We start from the raw sequence: 20,418 nt of genomic DNA, 5'->3' as shown, positions 1-20,418 counted from the left end.
GAGCCGCAGATTTATTCCTGAACGGGGGTCAGGGCGATCCGCAGGGCGTCGATGGCGACGTCGCGAGCGGTGTTGTCAGCAAAGGTCGGGCTGTCGGCTACGCATTCGCCTTCCAGCCAGACGCTGAAGCTCTGCTCTTCACTGTGCACATCCAACGGCTGCCCCGATTGCAACTGCTTGGTCACTTGCCCTGCGGTTTTGCCGTCGGCGAAGTTGCGCGACAGCAGCAGTTGTTCGCCATCGGCCGATAGCAGACGGAAACGGAAACTGCTGTCTTCTTCGCGGAAACTGACAAAACGCGCGGCTTTCGCGGCTTTCTTCTTGGTGGTGGTTGCGACCTGGGTCTGAGCGACGAAAGAACGCAGGCCAACCGCTTCACGCAGTTCGTGAAGGAATGGTGTCGCCACCGAACGAGCCTTTTTGGCGCCGAGCTGCAGCATGTCTTCCAGGTCTGCCGGACGCTCAATCAGCTTGTAATAGCGATCGCGGGACTCGCCCAGCTCGCTGTCGAGCAGTTGGAACAGACGATTTTTCGCCTCGCCCCAACCCAGGCCCTGCAACAGTTCGCTGCGGAATTCGTCGGACTGCGCCGGGGTGGCGAAGGCCTGGAACAAGGTGAACAGGTGCGAGTTATCCGGATCTTTCGCCTCGCCCGGCGCGCGGGAGTCGGTGACGATCCGCGAAATCGCATCCTTCATTTCCTTGGCGCTGCTGAACAACGGAATGGTGTTGTCGTAGCTTTTCGACATCTTGCGACCGTCGAGGCCTGGCAACGTGGCGACGCTTTCTTCGATCAGCGCTTCGGGCATGGTGAAGAATTCTTTGCCCTGACCGAACAGGTGGTTGAAACGCTGGCCGATGTCACGGGCCATTTCCACGTGCTGGATCTGGTCACGACCGACCGGCACCTTGTGCGCGTTGAACATCAGGATGTCCGCGGCCATCAGCACCGGGTAGCTGTACAAGCCCATGGTGATGCCGGCATCCGGGTCTTCGCCAGTCTCGACGTTCTTGTCCACCGAGGCCTTGTAAGCGTGGGCGCGGTTGAGCAGGCCCTTGGCCGCGACGCACGTCAGCAGCCAGGTCAGCTCGGGGATTTCCGGGATGTCGGACTGGCGATAGAAGGTCACACGGTCCACATCCAGGCCACCGGCCAGCCAGGTCGCGGCGATTTCCAGACGCGAGCGCTGAATGCGCAGCGGGTCATCGCATTTGATCAGGGCGTGGTAGTCGGCCAGGAAGTAGAACGAATCGGCATTGCTGTCGCGGCTGGCAAGGATCGCGGGGCGGATGGCGCCGGCGTAGTTGCCCAGGTGCGGCGTGCCGGTGGTGGTGATGCCGGTGAGGATACGGGTACGAGTCGTCATGGGTAATCGCTTGTCAGACTGCAATCAATTCGAAAGACGCGGCAGGATCAGATCCTTGAGATCGGTCAGCTTGCCATGAAAAAAGTGTCCGCATTCTGCCACTTTCAGCAGCTCATGGGGGCGTTCGAGCTTGTCGGACCATTCGTAAACGAGTTGCGGATCAATGACTTCGTCGGTTTCTGGCTGAATCAGAGTCAACTCACCTTGTTGCGGCAGTTGATCCTGATCGCCCAGACGCATGACAGCGGGTGCGACCATGAACAAATGTTTCAGCTGTTCGCCCTTCGCTTCCAGGCGTCCGCCGAGACTTGCTGCAACAAAACCGCCGAAGGAGAATCCGAACAGCGTCAGCGGCAACTCGGGGTGTTTGGCCCGCAACCACTTGGCAACGGCTTGGGCGTCGTCGACTTCGCCGGTGCCCATATCGTGGGAGCCTTCGCTGGCACCGACGCCGCGATAATTGAACCGCAAAGTAATCAAACCGGCATCGCGAGCAGTACGCTGCAACGTCGAGACGACTTTGTTGAGCATGGTGCCGCCCTGCACCGGGTTCGGGTGGCAAATCAGCGCCAGGCCACGGGGCTGCTCATTATCAAGATAAAGAGCTTCCAGTTGGCCGACCGGGCCATCAATCACTACAGGGGTTTCGCGCATAAGCAAGGAAGGAACTCCGTGACCTCGAATCGGGTCGACTCGTCTAGCAAATTGTCTGTGCCAATCTATTGCGAGTGAATCGCGGTATACAGCGCAGGTTCGAGCCGTTAACGTAAAGCAAAGCCGTTTATAGAGGAAGGACTCGTGGAACACTCGCTCTTAGTTTGGTTGTTGCCGACTCTTGCCCTGGTTGTGGGTGTCGCCATTGGTTTCCTGATCGCTCGCCTTGTGCCGAATGCTGCGCCGAGCAGCACGCAACGTCAGCTGGATGACGTTCAGGAACGTTTTGACAGTTATCAGAACGAGGTGGTCACCCACTTCAACAGCACTGCAACACTGGTCAAGAAACTGACTCAGAGCTATCAGGAAGTGCAGGATCATCTCGCCGAGGGTGCCAACCGCCTGGCCCTGGACGAGCAGACTCGCCAACGCTTGCTCGCCTCCCTGCACGCCGACGCGGCGCAGGCTCCACGGGAACGCCTGACGCCACCGCGCAATCAGGAGCCGCCTCGCGATTACGCGCCAAAAGCCCCGAACGCACCGGGCATGCTCGACGAACATTACGGCCTGAAGAAGTAATCAGGATCGCGCAATACAAAAAGCCCTCGGACACGTGATTGTCCGGGGGCTTTTTCATTTCTGACCCAATATCACTAGCGCCCATTCGGGCCCCATCGCGAGCAGGCTCGCTCCCACATTAGACCGAGTTGCTAGACGGTACGCGGTCACCTGTGGGAGCGAGCCTGCTCGCGATGAGACCGGACCCAGCGACACAAAATACTCAGACTGAGTGTTCTCAGCCCAAGACTTCGCTAGCCACCTGATCAACCGCGCTCTTGGTGATGTCGACGATCAGATCCGCCTCTTCCTCAGTCAAAATCAACGGCGGTGCAAAGCCAAGAATGTCGCCATGAGGCATCGCCCGGGCAATCATGCCGCGTTCAAGACAAGCCGCCGAGACCTTCGGGCCAACCTTCAACGCCGCATCGAACGGCGTGCGCTGCTCACGATCCGCCATGAACTCGACGGCGGCAAGCATGCCATCACCGCGCACTTCGCCCACCAACGGATGGCCTTCCAGGGTTTCGCGCAACCGACGGTTCAGGTAGCTGCCGACCTTCTCGGCGTTGGCCGTCAGGTTTTCCCGTTCCAGGATATCGAGGTTAGCCAAGGCCGCCGCTGCACAGATCGGATGCCCCGAGTAGGTCCAGCCATGGCCCATTGCACCTTGGGATTCGGAGGCTTTTTCAATCACGTCCCAGACCTTTTCGCCGACGATCACCGCCGACAACGGCGCGTAGGCGCTGGTCAGACCTTTGGCGGTGGTGATCAGGTCCGGGCGCATGCCATAGCGTTGACTGCCCATCTTCGAACCCAAACGACCGAAGGCGCAGACCACTTCATCGGCGATCAGCAACACGTCGTATTTGTTCAACACCGCTTGAATCGCCGCCCAGTAGCCGGCCGGCGGAACAATGATGCCGCCGGTGCCCATCAGCGGTTCACCGATGAAGGCGGCCACGGTGTCCGGCCCTTCGGCCAGGATCATTTTTTCCAGTTCGTCGGCGCAATAGCGCACGAACGCGGCTTCATCCATGCCGGCCGGTGCCTTGCGGTACCAGTGCGGGCAAACGGTGTGTTTGACGCCTTCGGCCGGCAGGTCGAAATGCTGATGGAAGGTCGGCAGGCCCGTCAGGCTGCCGGTCATGATGCCCGAGCCGTGATAACCACGGTCGCGGGAGATGATTTTCTTCTTCAGCGGGCGGCCCAGCACGTTGTTGTAGTAACGCACCAGTTTGACCTGGGTTTCGTTGGCGTCAGAACCGGACAGGCCGTAATAGACCTTTTTCATGCCCTCGGGCGCCCAGTCCATGATGCGGCTGGACAGCTCGATGATCGCCTCGGTCGAGTGGCCGACGTAGGTGTGGTAATAGGCCAGTTCCTTGGCCTGCTTGTAGATCGCGTCGGCGACTTCGGTGCGGCCGTAGCCGATGTTCACGCAGTACAGCCCGGCGAAGGCGTCGATGAAATCACGGCCCTCATGGTCACGAATGCGAATGCCCGACGCGCTTTTGATGATGCGCCCCTTGAGCGCCCCGCTGGCGTGGTCATGGGCGTGGGTCGAGGGGTGCATGAAGTGCGCACGGTCTTGTTCGAACAGCGTATCGAGTTCTTGGCTCATTGCATGTCTCCTTAGAACTGGCCTTGATGGTGCAGGCAAAAATATTTGGTTTCGACAAAGGCTTCGAAGCCCTCGGCCCCGCCTTCGCGGCCCAGGCCAGAGGCCTTCATGCCACCGAACGGAATCGGATGGCCGGTGAACTTGACGCCGTTGACCGCGACCATGGCGTGGTCGAGGCGGCGAATCAGAGGGTAGATCAGGTCCAGACGGTTGGAACAAATGTAGGCGGCCAAACCGTATTCGGTGTCATTGGCCATTTCGATGGCCTGCTCAATCGTGTCAAAAGGCATCACCCCGGCGATTGGCGCGAAATTCTCTTCACGGTAGATGCGCATTTGCGGCGTGACATCGGCCAGCACCGTCGGCTGGTAGAACAAGCCGCCGAGGGCGTGGGCCTCGCCACCCACCAGGCGTTGCGCGCCGCGTTGCAAGGCGTCTTCGACGCGCTCGGCCGTAACATCGAATGCGGCCTGATGCATCAGCGGGCCGATGTCGACGCTTTGCTCCTGATCGCCCACCAGCGCCGGGCCGACCCGCAGTTCACGCACCGCAGCGGCAAAACGGCTGAGGAACGCCGGGTAGAGCGAACGTTGCACCATGATCCGGTTGGCCGCGCAGCAATCCTGGCCGGACGTCTGAAACTTGGCCTCCACCGCGACTTTTACCGCCAGCTCCAGATCGGCATCGGCGCAGACAATGAACGGCGCATTGCCGCCCAGTTCCAGCGAGACTTTCTTCACATCCTGAGCGGCCGCTTGCAGGACCAACTTACCGACGCGGGTTGAGCCGGTGAAACTCACCGAACGCACGCGACTGTCCTGCACCAGGGTTTGCATGGTCATCTGCGGTTCGCCCAGCACCACGTTGAACACGCCGGCCGGGAAGCCCGCCTCCTCCGCGAGTTGCGCCAGGGCCAATGCCGAAAACGGCGTTTCATGGGCCGGTTTGATCACCACGGTGCAACCGGCGGCCAGTGCTGCAGCGGCTTTGCGGGTGATCATTGCCGAAGGGAAATTCCACGGTGTCAGCAGCGCACAGACGCCGACCGGTTCTTTGACTGTGCCCAGATGCGCGCCAGGGATATGGCTGGGGATGTTCTGCCCGTAAAGGCGCCGCGCTTCTTCGGCGAACCAGGGAATGAAACTCGCGGCGTAGGCGATTTCGCCGCGAGACTCGGCCAAGGGCTTGCCTTGCTCCTGACTGAGAATGCGCGCCAGGTCTTCCTGATGTTCGAGCATCAGCGCCGCCCAGCGTCGCAGAATCGTCCCACGGGCATCGAGGCTTTGTTCGCGCCACGTGGCGAATGCCCGGTGTGCAGCATCGACAGCGGCGATGATTTGCGGCTGATCGAGCATCGGCACATGGCCGATCAACTTTTGATCGGCCGGGTTATGCACGGCGACACTGTGGCCGCTGTCGCTGTGGACCCAATGGCCATCGACGTAGCAAAGGGCCTTGAACAGCAGGGGATGTTTGTAGGTCATGGCGTTCACTCCAATCCGTGTGCGTGAAGCCATGTTAGGGCTGGTCGGTGCGAGAGATTTGGCGTTTCGCGAGGCGTGGCAGGTGGTTTTTTCTGATTGAACGGCGGTAAACAGAGGCTTTTTGCGGTGAGGGTTTTGCTGCATTGTCAGCCAGGGAATACCACTCTCAAACCCAACGGAAACCACTGTGGGAGCGAGCCTGCTCGCGAAAGCGGAGTGTCAGTCGATACCAATATGCGCCATGCCGACGCCTTCGCGAGCAGGCTCGCACCCACATTGGATCTGCGATGTTTCATGACTCCTGCGATAGCTCAGCCGGCAACGCGCCGGCGGTCTTGATGGTCTTGGTCACGATGTAGGTGAAGTAGCGCTCGATGCCCAGGTCATCGAGCAGCAACTGATCGATAAACCGCTGGTAGTGATCGATGTCCGGTGCCTGAATCATCGCCATGTAGTCGACGCCACCACCGGTGGCGTAACAGAACGCCACTTCAGCGGCCTCGTTCATGCGCTGCTCGAAACGCCGCATATCCTGGGCGGTGTGCCGGGCCAGGGTGATTTCCACCAGCACCTGCTGACTTTTGAACACCGCGTTCCAGTCGATCTGCGCCCGGTAACCCTTGATCAACCCCAGGGCCTCCAGTTTGCGTACGCGCTCCCACGCCGGAGTCACCGAGAGATTGATCGCCTCGGCCAGGTTCGACTTGGTGATCCGTCCGTCTTCGGCGAGGATTCGCAGGATTTTCAGGTCATAGCGATCGAGCTTGTGCATGGGCCGAGGATCTCCAAGCGATGAGGAACCTGTGGGAGTGGGCTTGCCCACGATGATGGCGGCCCATCCAACATTGATGTGACTGACATACCGCAATCGCGGGCAAGCCCGCTCCCACAGGTTTTTTGTGTCAGGTCAGCACTTCGGCGATGACCGCAACGGTGTCGCCGCACTGCACCAGCCCCGGAAAATGCCGCGCAGCCAACAAACCGCTGCGTGCGGCGCGGTATTCCACCGGTGCAACACCCGTGCGCGTGGCGTCGTAAACCCGGGCGATCACTTCGCCCTTGCTCACGTTGTCGCCCAGATCGCGGCACATTTCCAGCAAGCCGTCGTGTTCGCTGGCGATGAAACAATCGGCGTCGGGCATGTCGAGCATGATCGATGCCGAGGTCTGGACCTCGCCTTCGAGAATTCCGGCATGCACCAGCAGATTACGCACTCCGCGCTCGGCAATCGCCACGCTGCGCGCACTGGACGAACCGCCGCCGCCCAGTTCGGTCGTGACGAACACTTTGCCCTGACTTTCTGCGGCGGTGTCGTACATCGCTCCAGCATCGAGCTCCAGCATGCGCATGCTGTACGGCGCATTGAACGCGCGCATGCCGGCTTCGCACTGGGCCTGCTGGTGTTTATCGGGCAGCACATGGCAGGCCGCAAACGGCAGAAAATCCAGGGTGCGCCCGCCCGAATGAATGTCCAGCACGATGTCGGCCAGCGGCAATAAAGTGCGGTTGAAGTAATCGGCGATTTTCTCGGTCACCGTGCCGTCCGGCTTACCGGGGAAACTGCGATTGAGGTTGCCCTTGTCGATCGGCGACGTACGGCGACCGGCATGGAACGCCGGAGTGTTCATGAACGGGACGATAATCACCCGTCCCGTGACCTCGGCAGCCGTCAGGTCCTGCGCCAGTTTGCTCAGCGCCACCGGGCCTTCGTATTCGTCACCGTGGTTACCGCCGGTGAGCAACGCGGTCGGTCCCTGACCACGCTGGATCACCGTGACCGGAATCATCACCGCACCCCAAGCCGAGTCATCCCGCGAATACGGCAGTTTGAGAAACCCGTGCTGCACGCCTTCGCGGGCAAAATCCACCGTGGCGCTGATCGGGTTGTCAGGCAATTCGCTCATGGCTCAATCCTTCACGAACAGTTGACGTGGCACGTTGCACAGCGTCTCGACGCCGGTGTCGGTGATCAAAATGCTTTCGGTGATTTCCAGCCCCCAATCGTCCATCCACAGGCCCGGCATGAAGTGGAAGGTCATGTCCGGTTGCAACACGCTGGTGTCGCCGGGACGCAGGCTCATGGTGCGCTCGCCCCAATCCGGCGGATAACTGATACCGATCGGGTAGCCGCAACGGCTGTCCTTGTGAATGCCGAACTTCTCCAGCACTTTGAAAAACGCCACGGCAATGTCACCGGTGGTGTTGCCTGGTTTGGCCGCTTCAAGGCCGGCGGCGATGCCTTCGACCACGGCTTTTTCGCCGTCGAGAAAGTGCTGCGGCGGTTTGCCCAAATAGATCGTGCGCGACAACGGGCAGTGATAGCGCTTGTAGCAACCGGCAATTTCGAAGAACGTGCCGGCGCCCTTTTCGAACGGCGAATCGTCCCAGGTCAGGTGCGGCGCGCTGGCGTCGGCGCCGGTCGGCAACAGCGGCACGATGGCCGGGTAGTCGCCGCCATGACCGTCGGCGCCGAGGATGCCGCTGCTGTAAATCTCCGCCACCAGTTCGTTTTTGCGCATGCCCGGCTCGATCCGTTCGAGGATCCGACCGTGCATGTTTTCAACGATGCGCGCGGCGATGCGCATGTAGGCAATTTCCTGCGGCGACTTGATCGCTCGCTGCCAGTTCACCAGCCCGACCGCATCGATCAGGTTCGCTTTCGGCAGGTTTTTCTTCAGCGACAGATAGGCCGCAGCGCTGAAGTAATAGTTGTCCATTTCCACGCCAATGGTCAGCGCGTCCCAGCCGCGAGCGCTGATGACTTCCCGCGACAGGTAATCCATCGGATGGCGTTCCCGGGACTGCACGTAGATGTCCGGGTACCCGACGATGTTTTCGTGTTGCATGAACACCGTACGTTTGGCGCCGTTGGCATCTTGCCCGCGACCGAACCACACCGGTTCGCCGTCGAGCGCCAGCAGCACGCATTGGTGGACATAAAACGACCAACCGTCATAGCCGGTCAGCCAGGCCATGTTCGATGGATCGGTGACCAGCAACAACTCGATGCCCTGCGCCTGCATGGCCGCACGGGCCTTGGCCAGACGCTGGGCGTATTCCTCCCGTTCGAACGGAAGATTGACGACTATCTGAGACATGCACATGCCCTCTTATAGGTGAAGCGGGATAAACGACGCACGGATGAGAAAACCGATTAGCTGCCGAACTGAAAACCTTTGCCGGCCGAGCGCGCTCGCTCGAACGCCAGATTGGCCATGGCCGTGTCCTGGGCGCCGGTGCCGGTGAGGTCGCACAAGGTGATTTGCGCCGAGCGGGTCCGACCGGGGCGCTGGCCTGCCAGCACCTGGCCCAGTTCCGCCAGGCTCGATTCGTCGGCAATGACGCCGGCCGCCAAGGCGTGATGCAACTCGCCGAGGATGCGGGTCTGGCTCAGGCGATCCGCCACGTAGCGGTCGACCTTGGCCAAGGCCTGGGGGGAAATTTCGTTTTTGTGTTCGGCGTCCGAACCCATGGCGGTGATGTGCAGACCGGGGTGCAGGTGGCGCGCTTCAATCAGCGGTTCGCGGCTCGGCGTGCAGGTGATCGCGATGTCCACGTCGGCCATGGCCTCGTCGATGCTCGCGCAAGACGTGACCGAAAGACCGCTGTCACGAGCCAGCTCAATGCTGAAGGCTTCTGCCTTGGCGCTGTCGCGGGCCCAGACCCGTACGTGTTCAATCGGCCGCACCAGACGCAACGCTTGAAGCTGCAACGCCGCCTGCTCACCGGCACCGATGAGTGCCACGCTACGACTGTCGGCCCGCGACAACGCTCGCGCCGCCACCGCGCCCGCCGCTGCCGTGCGCACGGCAGTCAGGTAGCCGTTATCCAGCAGCAAGGCATCGAGCAAACCGGTGCGTGCCGACAACAGCATCATCATGCCGTTGAGGCTCGGCAGGCCGAGTTTCGGGTTGTCGAAAAAGCCCGGACTGACCTTGATTGCAAACCGCTCAAGACCCGGCAAGTACGCGGTCTTCACGTCCACTTCGCCGTTATGCTCGGGGATGTCCAGGCGCAGGATCGGCGGCATCGCCACCGCCGCCGTGGCCAGCAGCACAAAGGCCTGTTCGATGGCTTCGATGCTCGGCAGATCCAGCGCCACGCAAGCACGCAGATCCGCTTCGTTCAGTAAGGTGATTGCACTCATCAACGTAGCGCTCCAGTCAGACGGTTTTTGTTTTGGCTCACGCGTCCAGGCCCGCAAGGACGCGCAAATGCTGATCGATGTCGACGTTACGGCCGCTGACCACCACCACGATCGGCCCGCGCGGCTCGATCAGTCCGTCAAGCAACGCGGCGATGCCGACCGCAGCCGCACCTTCCAGCACCAGTCGCTCTTCGCGATAGGCATGGCGGATGGCATTGGCGATGGAGGTTTCGCTGAGCAGGTGCAGGTGATCGCAGCGGTCGCGGGTCATGCTGAAGGTGTAACGATTGTCCAGGCCGATGCCGCCGCCGAGCGAGTCGGCCAGGGTCGGCAACTCTTCGACGTCCACCGGGTGCCCGGCCGCGAGGCTGGCGTGCATGGCCGCGCCGCGTTGCATGCTGATGCCGTGGGTGACGATGTGTGGATTGGCGCTTTTGATCGCCAGTGCCACACCGGCAAACAGACCGCCACCGGATAACGGCACCAATACTTGTGCGACATCCGGTTGCTGCTCAAGGATCTCCAGACCGAGGGTGCCCTGCCCCGCGATGATGGCCGGGTGATCGAACGGCGGCAGCAATGTTGCGCCCTGCTCACTGGCGATCCGCTCGGCTTCACGCTGGGCATCGTCCTGGGACTGGCCGACGATGCACACCTCGGCACCCAGATCTCGAATGGCTTGAACTTTGTTCGCCGGCACCAGGTGCGACAGGCAAATGGTCGCCTTCACGCCTTGCCGGGACGCGGCATACGCCAGTGCACGACCGTGATTGCCGGTCGACGCCGCCACCACGCCACGCACTTTCTCTTCGGCGCTGAGTTGCGCCACAGCATTGCTCGCGCCGCGAAGTTTGAAGCTGCCGGTGATTTGCTGGGATTCGAGTTTGAGGTACACCGCCACGCCCAATTGCTGCGAGAGGCTCGGCGAATATTCCATGGGGGTGCGCCGGACCAGCGATTCGATTCGCTGGCGAGCGAGGTAAATATCGTTTAGCTGCAGCGCTGACATGTCCGCATCCCGACTTAGGTGTTGGGCGCAGTCTAAGAGGGCTGGATTGTCGCGATGAATGTACTAGGGCAATTTAACCGACAAACTTTTTGCTAACTTTTTTCCGCTCAAAAGTCATGGATTTGCGGGTACTGGCCGAATATCTCGCACATGCTCACCAGCGCATCGCGCATTTCTTCATCGCTGCATTCGGCGCCGACACAGATCCGTACCGCCCGTGGCCGAGGCGTGCCACGCACGGTAAACGGGTCAGGGGAAGTCACCGCGATGTGCCGGTGACGCAGGGCTCGCACCAGTCCGTCGACCTCCCAATGCGGCGGAATGCCGACCCAGGCATTCAATGCATGCGGATGCTGGCCGAGCAGGTACTCGCCCAGGTATTCGCTGACCATGGCCTGACGGCCGGCCAACAGCTTGCGTTGCAAACGCACGAGGGTGTCGGCGCGACCGTCGCGAATCCAGCGCGCGGCGATCTCGGACACCATCGGCGTGGCCATCCAGCTGTTGACCCGCAAGATGCTCTCGGTGCGAAGCGCCAGCCGCTTGGGCACCACCAGATAGCCGATGCGCAAACCGGTGAGCACCGACTTGGTCATGCTGGTGCAATAGAACGACAGTTCCGGCAGGTAATGACTGATCGGCGGCGCGCGCTGTTCATCCAGCAACGGACCGTACACATCGTCCTCGATGATGTGCACGCCGAAACGCCGGGCGATGTCGGCAATTTCCCGCCGACGACTGTCCGGCATCAGGCTGGTGGTCGGGTTATTCAGGTTCGGCGTGCACACCAACGCAGTGATGCGCTCGTTGCTGCACATGTCTTCGAAGTGTTCCGGGTCAATGCCATAGCTATCCATCTCCAGGCCTTTGAGGGTAAACCCCAGCACCTGGGAGTTGCCGATCACGCCGTGGTCGGTCAGGCCTTCACACAGCACAACATCATCGGGGCCGGCCAGCGACGCCAAAGCGAGGAAGATGCCGTGGGCCGCGCCGTTGGTGATCAGGATGTCATCGCGCTCGACCCGCAGGCCCTGCCGTCCGATCCAGTGCATGGCGGCTTCGCGATGCGATTCGAAACCGGCAATCGGACGAAATGCGTGAATCCACGGCTGATCTTCTTCAGTGCTGAGTTCCCGACAGGTGTCACGCCATAACTGGTCGTGCTCGCGAGTGTGCAGGATCCGCGCGATGGAAAAATCCACCAGCGCCCGTTCAGGACTGTCGAGAATGTAGGTGGACACCCGGTCGCTCATGCGCCGCGAGACAAAGCTGCCGCGTCCGACTTCGCAACGAACCAGCCCCTGACGCTCCAGTTCTTTATAGGCATTGGTGACCGTCTGCACGCTGATGCCCATCGCATCGGCGACATGTCGCTGGGGCGGCAAGCGCTGATCGTTGGCCAACACACCCTGTTCGATGTCGTCAGCAATCGCCTGCACCAGAATCTTGTATTTGGATTCGCCGCTGCGGGCTATTTCCAATGCTGCTTTCCACTTGTCCATCGCCGTCAGAACCCGCGTATGTGCTAGTCGGGACAGCATCCCGCGAGAATCCATGCAAAGCAATTGTCCTAGTGCAATGCAATGATGCGCAGGGCTTTTGTATGCTCGGTTCAAGGTCGACGCCCGGGCAGGTTCCAAGCCCTCACAACAAAACCAATCGACCTGTACCGGAACTGCACCCCGATCCATGGGATCAGTCCTGCGTACGCTTTGCTCTTGTCACACTGCCTCCTACCACAGAGCCGTCAACGACGGGTCCACAAGAAACAGGAGATTTTATCGATGAGCAATTTCCCTTCCCGCAGCACCCATGTTTTACGTCGCCTGTTCGTGGCTTGTGCGATGTTCGGCGTGGCCGCCAGCGCCCACGCCGCCAGTACGCTGGAAACCGTCAAACAGAACAGCAGTATCCGCATCGGTTATGCCAACGAAACCCCGTTCGCCTTTACTGAAACCGACGGCAGGGTCACCGGTGAATCACCGGAAATCGCCAAAGCCATCTTCGAAAAAATGGGCATCAAGAAGGTCGACGGTGTGCTGACCGAGTGGGGTTCGTTGATTCCGGGCCTGCGCGCCGGGCGCTTCGACGTGATTGCCGCCGGCATGTACATCACCCCGGCTCGCTGCAAGCAGGTGCTGTTCACCGATCCGCAGTATCAGCTGCCGGATGCTTTGCTCACCGCCAAAGGCAACCCGAAGAACCTGCACAGCTATGAAGACATCGCCAAGAACCCCGATGTGAAACTGGCAATCATGGCCGGCACGGTGAACCTGGCCTATGCACGGGATTCAGGCGTGAAGGACGCGCAAATCCTTCAGGTGCCAGACACCACCGCTCAGTTGCAAGCCGTGCGCGCCGGTCGTGCCGATGCGGCAGTGGGCACACAGCTGACCATGAAAGGCCTGGCGTCCAAGGGTGGCGAGAAAGTCGAAGCCGTCACCGAATTCAAGGACGACCCGTCGCACATCGGTTACGGCGCCCTCGCCTTCCGCCCGGAAGACAAAGACCTGCGCGATGCGGTCAATGCCGAGCTGAAAAAGTGGCTGGGCTCTGAAGAGCACCTCAAGGCAGTCGCACCTTTCGGGTTCGACAAATCCAACGTGACGAGCAAAACGGCTGTCGAGCTCTGCGCTCAATAGTCGAGACAGGCATGGCGCCCCGGCGCGATGCCTATTCCCTGCTTAATCCGGATGGCCAGGTTGAATCATGGGTGAATTACTTCCGCTATTGATACAAGGCGCCTGGGTAACGCTCCAGGTGACATTCTTCGGCTCGATACTGGCAATTGTCGCGGCCATTCTGGCGGCGCTCGGACGCATGTCGACATGGCGGCCACTGCGCTGGTTTTCCATTGCCTACATTGAAGTGTTCCGCGGCACGTCGTTGCTGGTGCAATTGTTCTGGCTGTTTTTTGTATTGCCGCTGCCACCGTTCAATATTGAACTGAGCCCGTACAGCGTGGCCATCGTCGGCCTCGGGCTGCACATCGGGGCTTACGGTGCCGAGGTGATGCGCGGTGCAATCAGCTCGGTCGCCAAGGGCCAGTACGAAGCGTCCACGGCGCTGAACTTCAGCGGCTACAAACGCTTTCGCCGAATCATTCTGCCGCAGGCGTTGCTGGCGGCTATCCCGCCGGGCACCAATCTGCTGATCGAATTGCTGAAAAACACCTCGCTGGTGTCGCTGATCACCTTGTCCGACCTGAGCTTCCGCGCTCGGCAACTGGATCAGGCGACCTTCCAGACCCTGGAGATTTTCAGCCTGGCGCTGGTGATGTATTTCGTCCTGGCGCAAGCGATCAACATCGGCATGCGCCGCATTGAACGGCATCTGGCTCGCGGGCGGATGCGTGGAGGTCTGTCATGACACTGTTCGACTGGACCTACGCCTGGCAGATCCTTCCCGATTTGCTGCGCGCCTCGCTCAACACCGTGGGCATTACCCTGATCGGGTTCCTGATCGCCATTGTGCTGGGGCTGTTCCTGGCCATCGGCCGCCGCAGCCGCCGCGTCTGGCTGGCGTGGCCGGCCACTGCGGTGATCGAGTTCATTCGCAGCACGCCGCTGCTGATCCAGGTGTATTTCCTCTATTACGTGCTGCCCAATTACGGCGTCAGCATGACCGCCATGCAAGTGGGGATTCTCGGCATCGGCCTGCATTACGCCTGCTACATCGCCGAGGTTTATCGCGGCGGTCTCGACGCAGTACCACGCGCACAATGGGAAGCGGTCACGGCGCTGAACATCGCCCCGTACAGCGCTTACCGCAACATCATTCTGCCCCAGGCCTTGCGGCCGATCCTGCCGCCATTGGGCAACTACCTGGTGGCGATGCTCAAGGACACGCCGGTGCTGTCGGCGATTACCGTGGTGGAAATCATGCAACAGGCCAAGAACATCGGCTCCGAGAACTTCCGCTACCTGGAGCCGATCACCATGGTCGGTCTGTTTTTCCTCGCCCTGAGCATCGCTTTGGCTTATCTGGTACGGCGCCTTGAAGTGCGCCTGGAGCTACGCTAATGACTTCTCCACTCTCGACACCCAGCGACCTTTCCCGGCGCAGCAACCCGACCCCGCTGCATCCGCAGGAGGCCACGGACATGCAGGACACCAAACCGGTCAAACCGATCGTCAGCTTCCAGGACGTCACCAAGAGCTACGGCAACTTCACCGTCCTCGACCACTTGAACCTGGACGTCACACCGGGCGAGAAAGTCGCGATCATCGGCCCCAGTGGTTCGGGTAAATCCACGCTGCTGCGGGTGCTGATGACGCTCGAAGGCATCGATGACGGGTTGATCCGCATCGAAGATGATTTGCTGACTCACATGCCCAATCGCAATGGCGTACTGGTACCGGCTAACGATCGGCATATCCGTCGGGTGCGGGGCAAGATCGGCATGGTGTTTCAGAGTTTCAACCTGTTCCCGCACATGACGGCGTTGCAGAACGTCATTGAGGCGCCGGTGCAGGTGCTCGGCATGAAACCGGTCGAGGCGCGTGAACGCGCGGCAGATTTGCTGGAATTGGTGGGGCTGGGCAGCAAACTGGGGCATTACCCTTCGCAATTGTCCGGCGGGCAGCAACAGCGGGTGGCGATTGCCCGGGCGCTCGCCATGCGCCCCAAAGTCATGCTGTTCGACGAAGTAACCTCGGCGCTCGACCCGGAACTGTGCGGCGAAGTACTCAACGTGATCCGCAAGCTCGGTACCGAACACAACCTGACGATGCTGATGGTCACGCACCAGATGGGCTTCGCCCGGGAGTTCGCCGATCGTGTGTGCTTTTTCTATAAAGGGCAGATTCACGAGCAAGGCACGCCGGCGCAGATCTTCGAACATCCGCAGCAGGAACGCACGTGCGCGTTTCTCAGCGCGGTGAAAGAAGCCAACTAGGCAAGAAAGGGGAAACACAAATACCAATGTGGGAGCGAGCCTGCTCGCGAAGGGGGCGTGTCAGTCGACGTTAATTTCGGCTGACAGACCGCTTTCGCGAGCAGGCTCGCTCCCACAGTTTTTATGCGCAGGTGTTATGGATATTGCTGAACGGTGCCTGGTTGCTGGCCACCGTACTGCTGACCTGGAATTGCCTTCAGGTTGACCTCGACCCGACGGTTCTGAGCCCGGCCATTGACGTCGCCGTTGCTGGCAACCGGGTTATCCGGCCCGGCGCCACGGGCGCTCAAGTTGGTGCCGCTGACACCCTGCGAAGTCAGGTAAGTCGCCACGCTCTGGGCGCGACGCTGGGACAGGTCCATGTTGTGCTGGCGGCTGCCGGTGCTGTCGGTGTAGCCGACGATCTCGATTTGGTTCTGGCTGAATTCCTTGAGCGAGCCCGCCAGGTTGTTCAGCGGCTGATAGAAGCTCGACGCAATATTCGCCGAATCGGTAGCGAACGTGATGTTGCCCGGCATGATCAGCTTGATCTGATCGCCCTCACGCTGCACTTCAACCCCGGTGTTGGCCATGCTGGCACGCAGCTTCTTCTCTTGCTGGTCGGCGTAGTAGCCATAACCGGCGGCGGAAGCACCTACCACCGCGGCGCCAATCAGCGCGCCCTTGCCACGGTTGTCGTGACCGATGGCGGCGCCAGCCAGTGCACCGGCGAGAGCGCCGAGGCCACCGTACTTGGCGGTTTTGCTCATGCCAGTGGAGCCGCTATCAGCCTGACCCTGGTTGTCGTAAGGGTTAGGCGAGGCGCAGCCAGACAACAAGGCCACAGCAGTAGCGACAATAATCAAACGACTCGTGGTGAACATGAAGAGCTCCTACTTTTTTTGCATTCTGTGGTGCAACGGACAAGGCATCAGCCTTTGCGGGCGTTGGATCCTTTCGGCGGACAAAAATTCCGTCTGTAACAATTAAGCCCGCACAAAAGGGTTCTCGCGCATCTCATCGCCAAGGCGCGTGTCCGGACCATGCCCGGTCACCACCGTCGCCTCTTCATCAAGCGTGTACAACCGCTGCTTGATCGAACGCACGATAGTTGCCTGATCGCCACCCCACAAATCCGTGCGCCCTACCCCGCGACGAAACAACGTGTCGCCGGCAATCAGCAGCTTAGCCTCTGAAAACCAAAAGCTCATGGAGCCCGGCGTATGACCCGGCGTGTGCAACGCCACGCCGCAGCCGCAGGCCAGCTCTTCATCATCGGCCAACCAGCGATCCGGCGACGGCACCGGCGTGTAAGGCACACCGAACATCTGGCACTGCATTTCCAGGTTGTCCCAGAGGAACTGATCGTCTTTGTGCAGATGCAGGGTTGCGCCGGTTTTCTCCTTCAACTGACCGGAAGCCAGGAAGTGATCGAGGTGCGCGTGGGTGTGAATGATGCTGACCACTTTCAGGCCCAGGGCGTCGAGCCGTGCGAGGATCAGTTCGTGATTGCCACCCGGATCGACCACGATGGCCTTTTTGGTGATCGGATCGCCGATGATCGTGCAGTTGCACTGCAACGGGCCGACGGGGAAGATTTCGCGGATGAGGGTCGGTTGCTTGGACATCGGGGGCTGCTCGGTAAACGGGGATGGGCGATTTTCGCACAAATCGCAATCAAGCCTTTTACGGCCATGTGTATTGCCAAACAACGTTCAGCCCAACACCCCCAACTCCTTCGCCCGCGCTACCGCCTGCGTGCGCCGGTCAACTCCAAGCTTGCTGTTGATATGGCTGGCGTGGGTTTTCACCGTGTGCAGGGAGATGAACAACTGATCGCTGATTTCCTGGTTCGAGCAGCCTTGGGCGATCAAGCGCAGGACAGCCATTTCCCGCGTACTGAGTTGTTCCGCCGCGCTGGATGACTCCAGTACTGGACGGACCGGCAGTATCGGAAGTTTGTCGGAAAGGCTCTGTGAAACAGGCGTCAGCGTGCAGAGTTGAAATTGGCCACGCAGCCAGTCCGGATGTTCAGCCAACAAGCCGTCAAACGGTTGCAGCACTCCACCCGCCGCAGCTTCCAGCGCTTGGGCCAGTGCCTTTCGAGCCTCGGGTTCGCGTCCGCTACCCAGCAACAACGTCACTTTCTGAGTCAGTGCCATGACGCTGAGCAGCTGCCTGCCGGTTTTCTGACCATGCTCCAGCAACGCATTCAATCGTCCTTCGGCGAGCATCGGTTGCCCCCGAATGACATCCAGCAAGGCTTGCTGCAACTCGATGTGCAAAGGCAACTGTGGATGGAATTCCGGCGGTGCGGCCGCCCGTTCGCCGTTGTAGGTCTGGCTCAATCGTGCCAGCCAGGCTTCGGCCAGATCGGTGCGGCCCTGGGCCAGCCACAGTTCACATTTGACCAGGGTGATCATCGCCAGGTAGTAGATCGGCGGTACGTCCCAGATGTGCATCAGCCGTTCGGCTTCGGCGAGTTCGGCAAAGGCTTTGGCAAACTCGCCGCTGCTGCCTTCGAGCCTGGCAATGACGCAATGACCGATCAATACGCTGATATCGCGACACGCCCGCGCTTCCGATAAACCCGCCTGCAAACGCACCCGCGCAGCGTGTGGTTGCAGGCGCAGGGCCAGTAAAAAACCTTCATACAACGTCAGTCGGGCGCGCACCGCATAGAGCCGTTGCGGGGATAACCCGTGCAGGCGTTGCAACCCCTGACGCACTTCATCCAGTGAACGCAGGATTTCCCCTCGTGCTTGCAACACGCGAGCACGGTCGTAATGGGCCAGCGCTTCGAACAACGGGTTGCCGACCCGTTGCGCCAACTCCAGGGATTCACGGTTCAACCCCCGCGCACGCCACAAGTCGCCATCGGCAATGGCAAGGTTGGACAGGGTCGAGAGGCACATCAGTCGCTGGCCGTAACGCTTGGACGGAAGGCTCTCCAACGCTTCGGTGCAATAGAGCAGCGTCAGCTCACGATTGCCGCGCCCGCGAGCGATGATGCCGCTCAAGGCCAGCCACTGCGCCAGCATGGATTTCTGCGCAGTGGCCGATGGTGCCGGCAGGAAGCGGCTCAAATGACTGGCCAGCTCCTCGGCGGCGTCCAGTTGACAGGCCAGCCCCAACGCCCAGCTGTAGAGCACGATCAGCCGTGGCGTGCTGATCAGCAGGCTGTCGGGCAGGTCCATTTTCCAGCGCAGCAACATGCCGACGTTCTGTTCGGCCAGCAATTGTTCTTCCGAGAGGTTCTGCACCAGGTTCGCCGCGACGTCCAGGTGCCCGGCACGCAGCGCTTGCTCCACCGCCTCATCAAGCAGCCCCTGGGCATTGAACCAGCGGCAGGCGCGCAGGTGCAGGCTGGCTGCCGGCACGATCGCCTGAGCGGTAGGCCGGGTGCGCAGCAGGTCGGAAAACAGATGGTGATAGCGATACCAGTTACCGCTTTCGTCCAGCGGCACCAGGAACACCTGATGAGCCAGCAGAAAACGCAGGATCTCGGCGCTGTCGTGGGCTTCGCGAACGGCGTCGCACAGTTCGCTGCAAAAGCGTTCCTGGGGTGCCGTGTCGTAAAGGAATGACTGCACCTCAGCGGGCAGGCAATCGATGACTTCTTCGAGCAGGTAGTCGCGGATCAGCCCTTCCCCGCCGTGCAGCGCTTGTGGCAAGGCGCCATGGGTGCCCGCTTCGGACGCTGCCAGCAACCAGAAACGCAGTCCGGCGACCCAGCCTTCGCTGCGCTGGATCAGGCTCTCCAGCGCTTCGCCGCGCAGGGAGCTGCTGTGCCGATCGAGCAGGGTCAGCGCTTCATCGTGGGTCAGGCGCAAGTCCTGCTCGTGCAACTCGAGCAGTTGCCGTGACAACCGCAGACGCGCCAGATGCCAGTCCGGCCGCTGCCGGCTGGTGACCATCACCAGCAAGCCGTCAGGCAGATGATTGAGGAAAAACTGCAGGCAGCGATCGAGAACCGGCCCTTGGGCCAAATGGTAGTCGTCGAGTACGAGTAACAGTGGCGCCGTCGGCGACAGACGCAGGGCCAACTCGTCGAGCAAACCGTCCAGCCATTCTTCGAAAGCAAATGGCTGATGGCGCTGACGCATTTTCAGCAGCCCCAGAGACTGGCTGCCCAGCCGCGGGAAATAGTCCTGAAGGCCTTCGAGCAACCGTTCAAGAAAACGACCGGGATCGCTGTCTCGCGGACTCAACCCCAGCCAAAGGCTTTGCCAGTGATCCGGCAACCCCTGACAGAACTCGACCGCCAACGAACTCTTGCCAAACCCCGCTGGCGCGCTGACCAGCAACAGCCTGCCACCGAGCCCAGCACTCAGGCGCTCGCACAGTCGAGGCCGCAGCACATGGCCGTCGGGCAACGGAGGCCGAAAAAAACGCCCGTCCAGTGCAGTGACGGCAACGCTTGCAGGGCCCGGGTGTGAGGACAAATCAGTCATGGCCGGCTCTTGTTTGAAATGCTGTTGGCGGCGTTGCAGATGTCCGCAGACTAGCGGTAAACGAAGAGGGAATGAAGGTTATTGCTACAAATGGCTACAAAAAGAATACAACCCAAAGTTGCCGGGCCGCAGATGAAGTTTTCCTGACAGACCGTGTCGCCCTCTTCGCGAGCGGGCTCGCTCCCACATTTGATCTTCGGTGGGCATAAAATCTGTGCGCAATGCAGATCCAGTGTGGGAGCGAG

Annotated in this window: 18 protein-coding genes; 5 read left to right on the top strand and 13 right to left on the bottom strand. The window is 60.7% G+C overall.

From position 1 onward, the window contains the following. Window positions 1–11 precede the first annotated feature (11 nt). Both FQ185_RS27970 and FQ185_RS27965 read right to left on the bottom strand, forming a co-directional pair. Window positions 12–1,367 (bottom strand): tryptophan--tRNA ligase, encoded by a 1,356-nt coding sequence (locus tag FQ185_RS27970; protein ID WP_149420258.1) that lies wholly within the window; start codon window positions 1,365–1,367, stop codon window positions 12–14. A gap of 24 nt (window positions 1,368–1,391) precedes the next feature. Next, a complete protein-coding gene (locus FQ185_RS27965) occupies window positions 1,392–2,021 on the bottom strand; it encodes an alpha/beta hydrolase (RefSeq protein WP_149420257.1) in 630 nt (209 codons plus the stop codon). Window positions 2,022–2,165: 144 nt separating this feature from the next. Between FQ185_RS27965 and FQ185_RS27960 the strand changes: the two genes are divergently transcribed. Beyond that, window positions 2,166–2,600 (top strand): YhcB family protein, encoded by a 435-nt coding sequence (locus tag FQ185_RS27960; protein ID WP_149420256.1) that lies wholly within the window; start codon window positions 2,166–2,168, stop codon window positions 2,598–2,600. A 217-nt stretch (window positions 2,601–2,817) separates the two neighbouring features. Here the strand turns inward: FQ185_RS27960 and FQ185_RS27955 are convergent, their stop codons facing one another. The 8 genes from FQ185_RS27955 to FQ185_RS27920 all read right to left on the bottom strand — a co-directional run bounded on the left by FQ185_RS27955 (window position 2,818) and on the right by FQ185_RS27920 (window position 12,345). Beyond that, window positions 2,818–4,203, bottom strand: coding sequence for an aspartate aminotransferase family protein (locus FQ185_RS27955; protein WP_149420255.1), 1,386 nt, complete (start codon window positions 4,201–4,203; stop codon window positions 2,818–2,820). 11 nt (window positions 4,204–4,214) lie between these two features. Continuing rightward, complete coding sequence (locus FQ185_RS27950; RefSeq protein WP_149420254.1) at window positions 4,215–5,687, bottom strand: NAD-dependent succinate-semialdehyde dehydrogenase; 1,473 nt, start codon at window positions 5,685–5,687, stop codon at window positions 4,215–4,217. Window positions 5,688–5,979: 292 nt separating this feature from the next. Beyond that, window positions 5,980–6,459 carry an Lrp/AsnC family transcriptional regulator gene (locus FQ185_RS27945; RefSeq protein ID WP_149420253.1) on the bottom strand — a complete coding sequence of 160 codons (480 nt, stop codon included), beginning with the start codon at window positions 6,457–6,459 and terminating at the stop codon, window positions 5,980–5,982. 130 nt (window positions 6,460–6,589) lie between these two features. Beyond that, window positions 6,590–7,591, bottom strand: coding sequence for a N(2)-acetyl-L-2,4-diaminobutanoate deacetylase DoeB (doeB, locus tag FQ185_RS27940; protein WP_149420252.1), 1,002 nt, complete (start codon window positions 7,589–7,591; stop codon window positions 6,590–6,592). Window positions 7,592–7,594: 3 nt separating this feature from the next. Further along, window positions 7,595–8,785, bottom strand: coding sequence for an ectoine hydrolase DoeA (gene doeA / locus FQ185_RS27935; protein ID WP_149420251.1), 1,191 nt, complete (start codon window positions 8,783–8,785; stop codon window positions 7,595–7,597). Between the two features lie 56 nt (window positions 8,786–8,841). Further along, window positions 8,842–9,834, bottom strand: a complete 993-nt coding sequence (eutC, locus tag FQ185_RS27930) for an ectoine utilization protein EutC (protein ID WP_149420250.1) — start codon at window positions 9,832–9,834, stop codon at window positions 8,842–8,844. Between the two features lie 37 nt (window positions 9,835–9,871). Further along, window positions 9,872–10,843: a hydroxyectoine utilization dehydratase EutB gene (gene eutB / locus FQ185_RS27925; RefSeq protein ID WP_149420249.1), complete on the bottom strand. Its 972-nt coding sequence runs from the start codon at window positions 10,841–10,843 to the stop codon at window positions 9,872–9,874. Window positions 10,844–10,950: 107 nt separating this feature from the next. Next, the gene (locus FQ185_RS27920) at window positions 10,951–12,345 is read right to left on the bottom strand and encodes a PLP-dependent aminotransferase family protein (RefSeq protein WP_149420271.1); all 1,395 of its coding nucleotides are present in this window, start codon (window positions 12,343–12,345) and stop codon (window positions 10,951–10,953) included. A gap of 282 nt (window positions 12,346–12,627) precedes the next feature. Here FQ185_RS27920 and ehuB point away from each other — a divergent pair, with 282 nt between their 5' ends. The 4 genes from ehuB (at window position 12,628) to ehuA (ending at window position 15,740) form a co-directional block, all read left to right on the top strand. After that, window positions 12,628–13,485, top strand: coding sequence for an ectoine/hydroxyectoine ABC transporter substrate-binding protein EhuB (gene ehuB, locus FQ185_RS27915; RefSeq protein WP_149420248.1), 858 nt, complete (start codon window positions 12,628–12,630; stop codon window positions 13,483–13,485). A gap of 67 nt (window positions 13,486–13,552) precedes the next feature. Then, on the top strand, window positions 13,553–14,212 hold the full coding sequence (ehuC, locus tag FQ185_RS27910) for an ectoine/hydroxyectoine ABC transporter permease subunit EhuC (RefSeq protein WP_149420247.1): 660 nt from the start codon (window positions 13,553–13,555) through the stop codon (window positions 14,210–14,212). Continuing rightward, window positions 14,209–14,865, top strand: coding sequence for an ectoine/hydroxyectoine ABC transporter permease subunit EhuD (gene ehuD, locus FQ185_RS27905; RefSeq protein WP_149420246.1), 657 nt, complete (start codon window positions 14,209–14,211; stop codon window positions 14,863–14,865). The genes ehuC and ehuD overlap by 4 nt, the downstream gene beginning before the upstream one ends. Before the next feature lie 80 nt (window positions 14,866–14,945). Next, complete coding sequence (gene ehuA / locus FQ185_RS27900) at window positions 14,946–15,740, top strand: ectoine/hydroxyectoine ABC transporter ATP-binding protein EhuA (RefSeq protein ID WP_149420270.1); 795 nt, start codon at window positions 14,946–14,948, stop codon at window positions 15,738–15,740. 134 nt (window positions 15,741–15,874) lie between these two features. On the opposite strand, the gene FQ185_RS27895 is transcribed toward ehuA, so the two are convergent. From FQ185_RS27895 to FQ185_RS27885, 3 genes are all read right to left on the bottom strand, one after another. Then, window positions 15,875–16,603: an OmpA family protein gene (locus FQ185_RS27895; protein WP_149420245.1), complete on the bottom strand. Its 729-nt coding sequence runs from the start codon at window positions 16,601–16,603 to the stop codon at window positions 15,875–15,877. A gap of 102 nt (window positions 16,604–16,705) precedes the next feature. Then, window positions 16,706–17,347: an MBL fold metallo-hydrolase gene (locus FQ185_RS27890; RefSeq protein WP_149420244.1), complete on the bottom strand. Its 642-nt coding sequence runs from the start codon at window positions 17,345–17,347 to the stop codon at window positions 16,706–16,708. Window positions 17,348–17,434: 87 nt separating this feature from the next. After that, a complete protein-coding gene (locus FQ185_RS27885; RefSeq protein WP_149420243.1) occupies window positions 17,435–20,173 on the bottom strand; it encodes a LuxR C-terminal-related transcriptional regulator in 2,739 nt (912 codons plus the stop codon). Window positions 20,174–20,418: the final 245 nt, after the last annotated feature.

It is taken from the genome of Pseudomonas sp. ANT_H12B (assembly GCF_008369325.1).
Taxonomy (GTDB): domain Bacteria; phylum Pseudomonadota; class Gammaproteobacteria; order Pseudomonadales; family Pseudomonadaceae; genus Aquipseudomonas.
The sequence above is the reverse complement of the archived record's forward strand: the minus strand, read 5'-3'. Positions and strand labels throughout refer to the sequence as shown.